Origin of the sequence: Erwinia aphidicola, assembly GCF_024169515.1 — a bacterium.
Classification (GTDB): domain Bacteria; phylum Pseudomonadota; class Gammaproteobacteria; order Enterobacterales; family Enterobacteriaceae; genus Erwinia; species Erwinia aphidicola.
This window is the reverse complement of record NZ_JAMKCQ010000001.1, coordinates 2,129,837-2,143,295: the sequence shown is the minus strand read 5'-3', so window position 1 is coordinate 2,143,295 and position 13,459 is coordinate 2,129,837. Positions and strand designations below refer to the sequence as shown.

Here is a 13,459-nt window from a genome sequence, read left to right as displayed (position 1 = left end):
AATCCTTAAAGGGATCAACAAAGGTTGGCGAGGAGAATATTAATTACGTTTTTTTATATTTTCGGCGTGAGTTCGTGGATCTTTAGCCGGCGTTCGCCTGATTTTGCGATCGCGCCAGCAAAGCGCGCAATATTGCGGCATAACGACATTTTGGCGGGGAGAGGCGGAAAAGAGCCAGCTAAGACACCTTCAGAGTCAGCGATGACTCTAAAGGCAACGTTTATAATACTGCTGATGCATGTTTAGTACGGCGGGCTGCGTGATACAGCCCGCCTGACGATCAGAAGTTCCAGCGCACGCCGACGTTATAGCGCCAGCCCTTAGCCCCGTTGTCGTCGATCTGCTTGCGGTAGTCGGTTTCCGCATACAGCGAGACGTCGTTTTTAAAGGTGATGGTGCCACCGACGCCCAGTTCCCACATCTGGCCAAAGTTGCCGCCGCTGAAGGTGTTACTGACGTCGAGGTTTTCCGCACCAATGCGGGTTTTTGACTCACCGCCCCAGCCGCGATAGTAGTTAGCGCGCACGTAAGGCGTGTACTGACGGTTGCTCTCATCGGTCCAGGTGCGATCGAGTCGCGCACCGAGGCGGCCAATGGTCTGGTTGTAGCTGTCGTACTTCACGGTCAGCTGGTCTTTATCGGTGAAGTCATCCATCCCCAGGTGCATGTACATTAGCTGCGCCTGCGGTTCCAGCCGCACGCCGTTATCAAACTCAAACGGGTAGCCGCTCTCCAGTGATGCCGTCCAGCCTTTGCCTCTCAGCTTCGCCACATCCTTCTGGCGCGGGATATCGGTTTCGCCACGGTGCCAGTCATACGACAGTGCGCCATCCAGGTAGAAGCCGCTTTCACGCTGCCAGGTCATATAGAGCGCCAGGCTGTCGCTGTCAAAGGTGGTGGAGCTGTAACCGTCCGCCGCATCCGGGCGCAGGCGGGTGTTGCCGCGGGTATAGGCCAGGCCCCCGCGCAGGCTGTCTTTCTCGCCGTCGAGCCGCAGCAGGTTACCGCCGATTTGCAGCGCGCTATAGTCGAGGTCGAAGTCATAGCCGAAGTCTTTAAAGCTCTTATTACTGCTCCAGGTCAGGTTGGAGCCAATATAGCGCACGAACATCTCGCCGCTGTCGCCCGCCTGCTGGCTCTGCTGGTGGCGCAGCTCGCCAAGGCGTTTATGCAGGTCATCGATAATCGCCGCGGTGTAGTAGGCCAGGCCGACCGGTGCAGAGATATAGGAAGGCACCTGCGGCACCACCGCCGGGCGGCTCTCCTGATTCGGCGCGAGGTAGTTGTTAAAGGTGGTCAGACAGGCAGCACCGCCTGCGCAGACGTAGTTATTTGCCAGGCGATAGTCCCAGAACTGATTATCGCTGCCCCCGGCAACGCGCCGCTGGCTGGCATCACTGGTGCCCGGTGCGAAGCTGTACAGCCCGTAGCTCCAGGGGCCGGCGGCCAGGTAGCCATCCTTCAGCGCAAAGCTATCTCTGCTGGCATTACCCGCCACCTGCGCCAGTGAAATCCCTTCATTACTCTCAATTGAGCTGCTGAAGTCGAGGTCGGTCAGCGCCCCCGTGCTGAGCGCGGTGGGGGTGACATCCAGCAGCGTGGTGCCGCTGGCATTGCCGGTCACCCGCAGGTTATCGCTGAACTGATTGCTCAGCGCGCCGCCCGCGTTCAGCTCGGTATTTATTTTCACCGAACCACCTGCAGAGGCGAGATTGCCGTTAATCGTCAGCGAGTTGCCCGGCGATCCGCTGCCGTTGGTCAGGTCAATCAGCCCGCCGTTATTCACCGTCAGCGAGTTGCTGCTGCCGCCTGTCAGCACCGGATTAACGCCGTTCCCGGCATACAGCGTGGAGCCGCTGTCGATATTGACGGTGCTGTGCGCCAGCTGCAGATTATCGGTCAGCGTCCACTGGCTGTTACTGAAGTTAATGGTGCTCCAGCCCGAGCCGAGGTTGGTGCCTTTACTGATATCATCCGCGCTAAACGAGCCACCGCGCGCGCTGATATTGTCAAAGGTCAACGCACTGCCCGTTGCTCCGCCGTTAGTGATGTGACGCGTTTGCGCCAGGTCAACGCCCTGGATCAGGGCGCGGTTATTCACACCATTGCCCAGCGTCAGGCTGCCGTTCAGCGTACCGCCGGTCCACTCGAGTGCATCGGTGCCGCCGCCGGTATTGATATCCCCCAGCACGTCACCGTTAGTCAGCAGCACCACATCGTTGGCGTTGCTGCCCGCCACCGCCACGCCCTCAGGCGAGCCTGGCGTGATGGTGCCACGGTTTTCAAACACCGCAGTGCCGCCGCGTAAATCCACTACCGGCGCTCGGGTGCTGGCGGAGACCAGCGTCCCGGTGTTCAGCACCGAGCTGGCGGTGCCCGCTACCAGGGCCGAACCGCCGCTGGCGCTGGTGATATTGACGTTGGCCGCCGACTGCACCGCTCCGGTGGTATTGGCGCGGATCCCGGTGCCGCCCGCGCCGCTGACGTTAAACTGATAGCCGCTGCCGAGGATCAAATCGTTGGTGGTTGCGCTGCCGTTGGCCTGGGTGAAATTCAGCCCGCTGCCGCTGCCGCTGACGTTAGTGGTCACCGTCGAGGCGGGATCGAACGGTACGGCGGTACGCAGGCCGCTGCCGTCGGCGACGTTGACCGTCAGGTTATTCAACGTCACGCTGCGCGTCTCGACGCGGTTTTCAATGCCGTTGCCGCTGCCGTTAACGTTGATGGTGGCATCGCTGGCACTCAGCGCCGCCGCCCCGCTGTCGAGCAGAATGCCGTGCGCGCTGCCGTTGGTGGCGATCACCGTGTCGCTGCCGCTTAGCGCAAGGCTGGAGCCGGAGCCGATACGCACCCCGGCCACGCCGTCCGCCACGTTAATCGCACCGCCTTTCGCCAGCGTGGTGCCGCTGCCGCTGATATCCAGCCCGGTGCCGTTGGCAACATTCACCACGCCGTTATTGGTAATGTTGCTGCCGCTGCGCGTGCGGATACCGATATTGTTGGCGCCGTTCATATTCACCGCACCGTCGTTAACCAGCGTGGCGCCGTTGGCCACGTCATAGCCGATGCTGTTGGCACCTGTTGCGCTCACGCTGGCGCTGCTGGTGACCAGGGTGGGCGCTGCACTGCCATCCAGCGCATTGCTGAGGTCGGTACGCAGATTATTCACCAATACGCCAATGCTGCTGGCGCCGTTAAGCGCCACGCGGGTGCCGCTGCCGAGCGTGGCGCTGGCACCGCCTTCGACGCGTAGCGCATTCGCCCCGTTGCCGTTAACGTTGAACTGGCTGCTGCCGCTGTTAAACAGGCTGTCGGGGCCGGAGGCGATCACGCCACTGCTGCCTGCCCCACTGAGGGTAATATTTGCCGGCGTGCTGAAGTTCAACGCGGCGGCATCATCAATGCGGTATAGCGCCGAGCGGTCGGTCGTCACGTTGCTGGTGGCGCTGCTGCTGCTGTTGATGGTTGAGCCGACGCCCGCTGCGTGCCAGGCAATCTGATCGCTATTGTTAAACGCGGGCGTTGCAGCGCTACCCACGTTAACCGTTGCGCCGTTCAGCGCCTCGGCGCCTATCGCTCCGCGTCCGTTCATGTTGATGGCTCCCGTCAGGTTTGCCACCGCCCGGCTGCCGGCCGCGCTGACGCCGCGCGTACGCTGGCTGGTCGAGCCGCCTTCCACATTAATCGTGCCGCTATTGTTCGCCGTGGTCGCCTGGCTACCGCTGCCGTTGACGCGCATGCCGAAGCCGCCATCGGTCACCGAGATATCGCCGCTGTTGGCACCCGTTGCCCCGCTCTCCACCAGGATGCCGGTGGAGCCGGCGCCGGTGAAAGTGATATTCCCGGCGTTGGTGAGCTGCGCCCGGTTGCGGGCAATCAGTCCGGTTAGCCCGGTCTGGCCGGAGCTGAGGGCAGCCTGCGAGGTCAGCGTGGTGCTGGCCACCGGGCTGCCGCTGGTGCGCCCGGCCAGGGTGTGTTTCTGCCCGTCGGCAATCGCCCCGACAGCATTAACGCCGCTGAGGTTGATGGTGGTTCCGGCATCAATATTTCCCACCGCTCCCCCTTCAATAATGACCGCGGTGGCACCACTGCCGGAAACCTCAAAGCTGGCGTTCTGCGTGTTGATCTCGGTGCCCCCCGTTCCGGTCCCCATCACCCCGACGGAGTTAGCGCCGGAAGCGGTTAGCGACAGGTTGTTACCGGCAAAGTCCGCGCCCTGCTCCAGACGGAACAGGGTCGAGCCGCTGGTGGTTACGTCAAAGGCGTTATTATTGGTCACGTCGATCCTGGCATTCGGGCCGTAAGCGAAGAAGGCGATCTGATTGCTGCCCTGGCTGAAGCGCGGTACGGCGTCGCTGTTGACCAGCACCGTCGCATTGCCGCGCGCATGGACACCAATGGCCCCGTTACCGGTCAGGTTGATCGGGCCATCGACATTGGCCGTGGCCGTACCGCTGCCCTGGCCTTCCGCCCAGACGCCGAAGTTGCGCGTGCCGCTGTCGGGATCCGCGCCGCCCGCAACGTTGATAGTGCCGCTGGACTGCGCTGCCGCCGTATTGCCGTTGGTGGCCAGCACCTTCAGCCCGGTGGCGTTGACGCCGTTGAGGTTAATGGTACCGCGGTTTTCAATATTGCCGCCGCTGCCCGCATTGAGCACCGACATGGCGATATTTTCCCGCGGTACAGCCGCCGCTGCGCCGCTGACGGTAATCACGCCGTCGGTATCGTTAATCAGGGTACTGTTAGCTCCGCCGCTGGCCAGCATGCCGGCGCCGTTCTGTACCCTGCTACCCATAATAATCTCACCGTGGTTGATGGCGCTGCCGTTGCCGCTGACCGAAATGCCGCTGGTGGTCCCACTTTGATTCAGCGCGGTTTCTGCCGTCTCTTCACCCAGGCTGTTCTGCGGGCCGCGACCCAGGTAGATCGTCCCGCCGCGGGCGTTGGTAAAATCAGAGCCGGTATCCACCGCCACGCCGCTGGTGGTGCCGCTGGCGCTGGAGCCATTAACGCCGACGTTGATGTTGCCGCTGTTGGTCGCCGTGGAAGAGGTCAGATTAATCGCCGCCGTCGAGCCGCCCGCCGGGTTGCCGCCGCTGGCGAAGTTGACAATCCCGGCATTATCGAAGGTGCTGCCCCCCGCCACGTTGACGCCGTTCGAGTTATAGCCGGTCGCCCCGACTCCGGTACCATCGACGCGATTATAGAAGCCGCCGTTGATCACCCCGGTAGCGGAGTTGGTGCCGCGGCTGCCGGTATTCAGGCTCAGCGCCGCGCTGTCGGAGCCCAGCCCGCCGGAGCTGGAGACTTTACCGTTATTTGTCACGGTCGCCCCGTCGGTGGCGCGAATGGCACCGCCGTTGGCGCCGACCACTTCCAGCGTGCTGCCCGCCGCAATATTCACCTGCGCACTGGCCCCGCTGGCGCCGATCACCACCCGGTCGCCAATCGCCTGCGCCACGTCATCGTTCGGGTCATCCGCGCTGATGGTGTAGTCGATATTCTGGTTGGTTTTACTGAAGGCTTTGTTAAATTCGGTCAGGTAGGAGGCAGTATTGAGATTTCCGCTTTTCAGCTGGGTAATCAGCCAGTCGTTATAGCTTTTTAGCCCGGCAGCGCTGGTGACGTTAAACGCGTTACTTTTGCCATCAAGGGTGGTGACGCTAAATGCGCCCTTGTAGGTAGCGACGTTGGTGACCTGGAACTGGCGCGGCACCGTGGGGTCTGCGGCTGCGCCGGTAAAGGTGATGCGGTTGTTCGAATTCCAGTTCACCGTTGAGCTGTTGGTGGTACCGTCAACGTTGAACAGCGTGCTCTGCTTGGCCGCCATGGTCCAGCCATTGGTCGCGGCGGTCGACCGTGCCCCGCGCTGCCCAATATCGACGTTTAGCGTGCCGTTTGTGACATCGGCAATACGGGTATTGATGTACTGATCGTCACCCACGTTGACGATATCCGCTACCGCAGTGCTGGCGCCAACCGGGGTTTGCGCCACCAGACTGGCGGGGTTATAGACCTGGAAAGTGGTGTTGCCGCCGGTGGTCGCATCGGGGATGGTTATCGCGAAATTCTGCGGGCCGGGATCGAGACGCTCGGCACCAATCACCCCGTTGTCATTAACAATACGCCCGGCGCTTTGTAATGAGCCCAGCGTGGTATTGACTGCACCATTGGTTCCGGGCTGGAAGCGTTGATTACCGGTAATAGCGCCGACGGAACCATCATTAATTACCGCCTGTCGGTTAGCAAGATTATCGTTCGTTAGCGGGGAATAAATAGATAGCACATCGGCAGTAGCGAAAGGAATACTAAAAGCGGCGAGCAGGCCTGATAACACTGGATTTAATCTGTAACGCATATTTCCTCCGGGCGAATGCAGTCCCCCTGAGTCCATACAGGGTTTATTGCCGGGCCTTGGGAAGCAGCAGATTCATCCATCCGTGCGGAGTGACATCCCCAGAAAGGCACCTGTTAATAACAAGGATAAATATTCAAATAAAATAAATGATAAATAGAATCTCTATAAATAAATGGCACTAATATCAATAATTAGTCTCATTAATACTTTTGCTGATAATAATGTCTATTCATCTATAGTTTTTGATTTATTTTCTGGCAACTCATTATTCTGAATTTTTTTATGAAATTCACGGCAAAGATAAAATAGTGTTACCAACAGCGACACTAATAGCAGCGAAAAATTCTCAGCTAACTTATTGATGACAAATCATAATAGTAACCTTGCGGTATGAGACGCCCGCTTCACAGATCGGCACTGAACGCCAGGGCACTTAAATCAAACTTACGGGAATTTTTGCGAGATTTGTGAGGTAGGATCCAGGGCTAAACTGGAGAGTGGAGGCAAAACGGGCAGGTGACGCATCACCCGCCCGCGATTTTTACTGGCCCGTAGGCTGGGCTTTCAGCTGTGCTTCATAGGCGAGCGCCTGCTTCGCATCAAACTGATCTTCCCACTTGGCAATCACCAGCACCGCCAGCGCGTTGCCCACCACGTTCAGCGCGGTACGTGCCATATCGAGGATACGGTCAACGCCGGCGATAAATGCCAGGCCTTCCAGCGGAATTCCGACGCTGCCAAGAGTGGCCAGCAGCACCACGAAGGAGACGCCCGGCACGCCAGCAATCCCTTTTGACGTCACCATCAGCGTCAGCACCAGTACGATCTCATCGCCCAGCGACAGGTCAATGCCGTATAGCTGCGCGATAAAGATGGCGGCGATACTTTGGTACAGCGTCGAACCGTCCAGGTTAAACGAGTAGCCGGTCGGCACCACAAAGCTGGTGATCGACTTCGGCGCGCCGTAGGCTTCCATCTTCTCCATGATGCGCGGCAGCACGGTTTCAGAGCTGGCCGTGGAGTAAGAGAGGATGAGCTCATCCTTGAGGATACGTATCAGCGTGGTGATGCGCAGACCGCAGAAGCGCGCCACCCCACCCAGCACCACCAGCGCGAAGAAGAAGATAGCGGCATACACCAGTATCACCAGCTTCGCCAGCGGCCACAGCGAGGCAAAACCGAAGTTTGCTACCGTCACCGAGATCAGCGCAAACACCCCAACAGGGGCATAACGCATAATCATATGGGTCACTTTGAACATCGCTTCTGACGTTGAGCGGAACACTTTCACCAGCGGATCGCGGTGTTCAGACGGCAGTGAAGAGAGTCCAAGGCCAAACAGCACCGAGAAGAAGATAATCGGCAGCATGTCACCCCTGGCAATCGCCGCGAAGATATTCTGCGGGATCAGCGACAGGATAGTGGTCACCAGGCTATGCGGGCCGCTCTGCACCTGCTGCGTGGTCGCTTCATATTTAGAGATGTCCACCGTTGCCAGCGTCGACATATCAATGCCGGAGCCGGGTTGGAACACGTTCGCCAGAGTAATACCTGTCACAATGGCAATGGTGGTAATCACTTCAAAGTAGACGATGGTTTTAACGCCAATACGCCCCAGTTTTTTCGCATCCCCGACGCCGGCAATGCCGACAATCAGCGTGGAAATGACGATAGGCACCACGATCATTTTAATCAGGTGGATAAAGATATCCCCAGCCGGCGTGAGTACGTTAGTGACTAACCATTCACGGTTTTCCGGCTGGTTATGCAGTATCGCCCCGACGGTGATCCCCAGTACCAACGCCACCAGAATTTGCCAGGCGAGGCTGAATTTTACAGCTTTCATATTGTATTTTTCCTTAACAAAACCTGCTTTCCGCGTACTGCATGCGGAGTGAATAACACTCGAAGGAGGATGACCGGGATCGGGCAATTCGCAGGTAATGGATGGTTGATTCCTGTTTTGCAGGCGCGTAATCAGTACCATTTTCAGCGGTAAGAATGCAACCCTACGCGAGATGTGTCTATTTAATGCTCAGTAGACAGGATAAAGCACTGCCTGTAGCCACTTAAAATAAACCTTTGTTATAAAAGGTAATATTCTTATGGCAAATAGCATAGCCATGCAAAAATTGAACAATTACCCGTAACAACGAAATGGTCTGGTTGCGCTTTTTTTGCGCACCTTAGCGGGCATTTTTCTAAGATTGTTAGCATCGCCTCTTCTCTTTTGAGCAAAGTGATATTGCCATTTCATTACATTCCGTTATGACGTGATCTGCCGCGCAAAAAGAAAACAAAGCCAAACGCGCATCTTCACTTAACCATTGATTGACATATTATTAACATCTTCAAGGAGACCAGCCATGAGCCAATCACACGTATACCCGGTGCCCGCGAACATCGCGGAAAACACCCTGATTAATGCCCAGCAGTACCAGTCGATGTATCAGCAGTCGGTACAGGACCCAGACGCATTCTGGGGTGAGCAAGGCAAGATACTTGACTGGATCAAACCCTACCGCACGGTGAAGAACACCTCTTTCGCCCCCGGCAATATTTCCATTCGCTGGTATGAGGACGGCACGCTAAACCTTGCCGCTAACTGCCTTGATCGCCATCTGCAAACGCGCGGCGACCATCCGGCCATCATCTGGGAAGGTGATGACGCCAGCGAAAGCAAAACCATTAGCTACCGTGAGCTGCACCGCGACGTGTGCCGCTTTGCCAACACCCTGAAAGAGCTCGGCATCAATAAGGGCGATGTCGTGGCGATCTATATGCCCATGGTGCCGGAAGCGGCCGTGGCGATGCTGGCCTGCGCGCGCATTGGCGCGGTGCACTCGGTGATCTTCGGTGGCTTCTCGCCGGAAGCCGTCTCTGGCCGGATTATCGACAGTAACGCCCGCCTGGTGATCACCGCCGATGAGGGCGTGCGCGCCGGGCGCAGCATCCCGCTGAAGAAAAACGTCGACGACGCGCTGGCTAACCCCGCTGTCACCAGCGTAGGTAAAGTGGTGGTGTTTAAACGCACCGGCAAAGATGTCGGCTGGAACGGCGATCGCGATCTCTGGTGGCACGAGCTGATGAACAAAGCCAGCGCCCACCACCAGCCGGAAGAGATGAACGCCGAGGACCCGCTGTTTATCCTCTACACCTCGGGTTCCACCGGCAAGCCGAAAGGCGTGCTGCACACCACCGGCGGCTACCTGGTGTACGCAGCCACCACCTTTAAATACGTGTTTGATTACCATCCGGAAGATGTCTACTGGTGTACCGCCGATGTTGGCTGGGTCACCGGTCACAGCTACCTGCTGTACGGCCCGCTGGCGTGTGGTGCTACCACCCTGATGTTTGAAGGGGTGCCAAACTGGCCGAAACCGAGCCGGATGGCCGAAGTGGTGGACAAGCATAAGGTCACCATTCTCTACACTGCGCCGACCGCCGTGCGTGCGCTCATGGCAGAGGGCGACAGAGCCATTGAGGGCACCGACCGCTCCAGCCTGCGCATTCTCGGCTCCGTCGGTGAGCCAATCAACCCGGAAGCCTGGGAGTGGTTCCACAAGAAAATAGGTAACGGCAACTGTCCTATCTCTGACACCTGGTGGCAAACCGAAACCGGCGGCTTTATGATCACCCCGCTGCCGGGTGCCACCGCGCTGAAACCCGGCTCGGCGACCCATCCGTTCTTCGGCGTCCAGCCCGCGCTGGTGGATAACGAAGGCAACGTGCTGGAGGGCGCGACCGAAGGCAATCTGGCGATTGTCGACTCCTGGCCGGGTCAGGCGCGCACGCTGTTTGGCGATCACGAGCGCTTTGAGCAGACCTACTTCTCCACCTTTAAAAATATGTACTTCAGCGGCGACGGCGCGCGCCGTGATGAAGATGGCTATTACTGGATCACCGGGCGCGTGGATGACGTACTGAATGTCTCCGGCCACCGCCTGGGCACCGCGGAGATTGAATCTGCGCTGGTCTCCCATCCGAAAATCGCCGAGGCCGCCGTGGTCGGTATTCCACACGGGCTGAAGGGCCAGGCGATCTATGCCTATATCACGCTGAATAGCGGCGAAGAGCCGTCGCCGGAGCTGTATAGCGAAGTGCGTAACTGGGTACGTAAAGAGATCGGCCCGATTGCCACGCCGGACGTGCTGCACTGGACCGACTCACTGCCTAAAACCCGCTCGGGGAAAATTATGCGCCGCATTTTGCGCAAAATTGCCGCCGGTGATACCAGCAACCTCGGCGATACCTCGACTCTCGCCGATCCAGGCGTGGTGGAAAAATTACTCGAAGAGAAGCAGTCCATTAAAATGCCATAACTCCGTGGGGGCCTCTCAGCGCCCCCATTATTCTCTCAATCCTAACTGCCACAGAGCAGCCCTGCCGTATTACGTCTTAATTTTCAGCACCGTGAAGTTATAAAAAAATACTCACCCTCTCTACCTCTGGAGATGCTGCAATGAACGATGTCTTATATGAAAGAATAGAAAAAAGCGCACGCTTTAAAGAGCTGGTGAGAAAACGCCAGAGCTTTGCCACCCTGCTGTCGATAATTATGCTGGTGCTTTACGTCGGCTTTATTTTACTGATTGCCTTCGCGCCCGCGTGGCTGGGTACGCCGCTGCACCAAGGCACCAATGTGACGCGCGGCATTCCCATAGGCGTTGGCTTAATTGTCATCTCCTTCCTGTTGACCGGTGTGTATGTCTGGCGCGCGAATGGTGAATTCGATCGCCTGACCCGTGAACTGCTGAAAGAGGTGAAGGGATGAAATCACGATATCTGTTACCTGCTCTGGCGGTGTTACTGCCGGGCGGCGTGCTGGCGGCCGATGCTATCAGCGGGGCGGTTGAGCGCCAGCCGACCAACGTCGAAGCGATTATCATGTTTCTGATATTCGTCGCCTTTACGCTTGGCATCACTTACTGGGCGTCCAAACGCACCCGTTCACGCAGCGATTATTATACCGCAGGCGGCAATATCACCGGCTTCCAGAACGGGCTGGCGATGGCCGGGGACTTTATGTCGGCGGCCTCTTTCCTCGGTATCTCCGCGCTGGTTTACACCTCCGGCTATGACGGGCTGATCTACTCGCTCGGCTTCCTCGTCGGCTGGCCAATTATCCTGTTCCTGATTGCCGAACGCCTGCGCAACCTCGGGCGCTATACCTTTGCCGACGTCGCCTCTTACCGCCTGAAGCAGAAGCCGATCCGCGTACTGTCGGCCTGCGGCTCGCTGGTGGTGGTGGCGCTGTACTTGATTGCGCAGATGGTCGGCGCGGGCAAACTTATCCAGCTGCTTTTCGGCCTCGACTATCACGTTGCCGTGGTGCTGGTCGGTATTCTGATGGTGATGTATGTGCTGTTTGGCGGCATGCTCGCCACCACCTGGGTGCAGATTATTAAAGCCGTGCTGCTGCTGTTCGGCGCCAGCTTTATGGCAATTATGGTGATGAAGACCGTTGGCTTCAGCTTTAACACACTGTTTACCGAAGCAATGAAGGTGCACCCGAAAGGCATTGCGATTATGAGCCCCGGCGGGCTGGTACATGACCCGATATCCGCGCTGTCGCTCGGCCTCGGGTTGATGTTTGGTACCGCCGGCCTGCCGCATATCCTGATGCGCTTCTTCACCGTCAGCGACGCGCGCGAGGCGCGTAAAAGCGTGTTCTACGCCACCGGCTTTATGGGCTACTTCTACTTCCTGACCTTTATTATCGGCTTCGGCGCCATCCTGCTGGTCGGGGCTAACCCGGCGTTTAAAGATGCCACCGGCGCGCTGATTGGCGGTAATAACATGGCGGCGGTGCATCTGGCCGATGCGGTAGGCGGCAGCCTGTTCCTTGGCTTTATCTCCGCCGTGGCGTTTGCCACTATCCTGGCGGTGGTCGCCGGGCTGACGCTGGCTGGCGCTTCGGCCGTTTCGCACGATCTCTACGCCAGCGTGTTCCGTCAGGGACAGGCGAGTGAGAAAGAGGAGCTGCGCGTCTCGAAGATTACCGTGGTGATCCTGGGCGTGGTGGCGATTCTGCTGGGGATAATGTTTGAGAAGCAGAACATCGCCTTTATGGTCGGCCTGGCGTTCTCCATCGCGGCCAGCTGTAACTTCCCGATTATCCTGCTGTCGATGTACTGGTCGAAGCTGACCACGCGCGGCGCGATGATTGGCGGCTGGCTGGGGCTGCTGACGGCGGTACTGCTGATGATCCTCGGCCCGACGGTGTGGGTGCAGGTGCTGGGGCACGCCAAAGCGATCTTCCCGTATGAGTATCCGGCGCTGTTCTCAATGCTGGTGGCGTTTATCGGGACGTGGCTGTTCTCCATCACCGATCACTCGGCATCCGGCGCGCAGGAGCGCCTGCGCTTCCGCGCACAGTTTGTGCGTTCGCAGACCGGTATTGGCATTGAGGGTGGGAAAGGACATTAACTGCGGCATTGAAAAGGGCCCCGTAGGGGTCGGGCATGCCCGACCCAGGGCGAGGCATGCCTCGCCCCTACGAGACGGTGACGTGATTAGAAATGCACTGCGGCGCCAACGTATGGGCCATCGGCCACCACGTTGTCTTTACGGCCATCTTTACCGTTCATCGTCATGTATTTATAACCCACGCTGACATCAACCAGCGAAATCGGCTGGAAGCTCACGCCCGCTGACGCTTCCTGGTAGTTGTCGATATGGCTGGAGAACGAATCCGGCGACCAGAAATATTCACCGTACACGTTGAACATATTGGTAACCGGAACCTTCACGCCGCCACCGATAGCAATACCGTAGCCATCTTTGGTGTCTTTCGGGTTGGTGGACATGGCTTTCACGGTAGGTGACAGGAACACATCACCGACCGCGACGTTGTAGCCCAGACCCAGGCTTTCAACGTTACCGTCGTGATCGCTGCGCAACCAGTCACCGGAAAGGGCAAAACCAGGTGAGTTAGTTCCCAGGCCTACGTGTACGTCAGTGTAATTTTTGCCCACATTCACGCCACCTTCGATAGCCTGAGCAGAGCCTGCCAGCGCCAGCAGCGCCAGTGCGCCCGTTGTCATTGCCACTCTTTTCATTTTTTTCTCCTGATTAATTTTACTCACGCCGAAATGCGGC

General features: G+C 58.2%; 6 protein-coding genes. 3 read left to right on the top strand and 3 right to left on the bottom strand.

Annotated elements, in window-relative coordinates; genetic code table 11:
- Window positions 1–280 precede the first annotated feature (280 nt).
- Together J2Y91_RS09880 and gltP are read right to left on the bottom strand one after the other, a co-directional pair.
- A complete protein-coding gene (locus tag J2Y91_RS09880) occupies window positions 281–6,358 on the bottom strand; it encodes an autotransporter outer membrane beta-barrel domain-containing protein (protein ID WP_133624958.1) in 6,078 nt (2,025 codons plus the stop codon).
- A gap of 541 nt (window positions 6,359–6,899) precedes the next feature.
- Window positions 6,900–8,204, bottom strand: coding sequence for a glutamate/aspartate:proton symporter GltP (gltP, locus tag J2Y91_RS09875; RefSeq protein ID WP_048917532.1), 1,305 nt, complete (start codon window positions 8,202–8,204; stop codon window positions 6,900–6,902).
- Between the two features lie 520 nt (window positions 8,205–8,724).
- Between gltP and acs the strand changes: the two genes are divergently transcribed.
- The 3 genes from acs (at window position 8,725) to actP (ending at window position 12,787) form a co-directional block, all read left to right on the top strand.
- Complete coding sequence (acs, locus tag J2Y91_RS09870; RefSeq protein ID WP_099753703.1) at window positions 8,725–10,680, top strand: acetate--CoA ligase; 1,956 nt, start codon at window positions 8,725–8,727, stop codon at window positions 10,678–10,680.
- Window positions 10,681–10,820: 140 nt separating this feature from the next.
- Complete coding sequence (locus J2Y91_RS09865; protein WP_048917534.1) at window positions 10,821–11,132, top strand: DUF485 domain-containing protein; 312 nt, start codon at window positions 10,821–10,823, stop codon at window positions 11,130–11,132.
- Complete coding sequence (gene actP / locus J2Y91_RS09860) at window positions 11,129–12,787, top strand: cation/acetate symporter ActP (RefSeq protein ID WP_062818491.1); 1,659 nt, start codon at window positions 11,129–11,131, stop codon at window positions 12,785–12,787. The genes J2Y91_RS09865 and actP overlap by 4 nt, the downstream gene beginning before the upstream one ends.
- A gap of 86 nt (window positions 12,788–12,873) precedes the next feature.
- Here actP and J2Y91_RS09855 read toward each other — a convergent pair whose 3' ends face one another.
- Complete coding sequence (locus tag J2Y91_RS09855; RefSeq protein ID WP_048917536.1) at window positions 12,874–13,419, bottom strand: YfaZ family outer membrane protein; 546 nt, start codon at window positions 13,417–13,419, stop codon at window positions 12,874–12,876.
- Window positions 13,420–13,459: the final 40 nt, after the last annotated feature.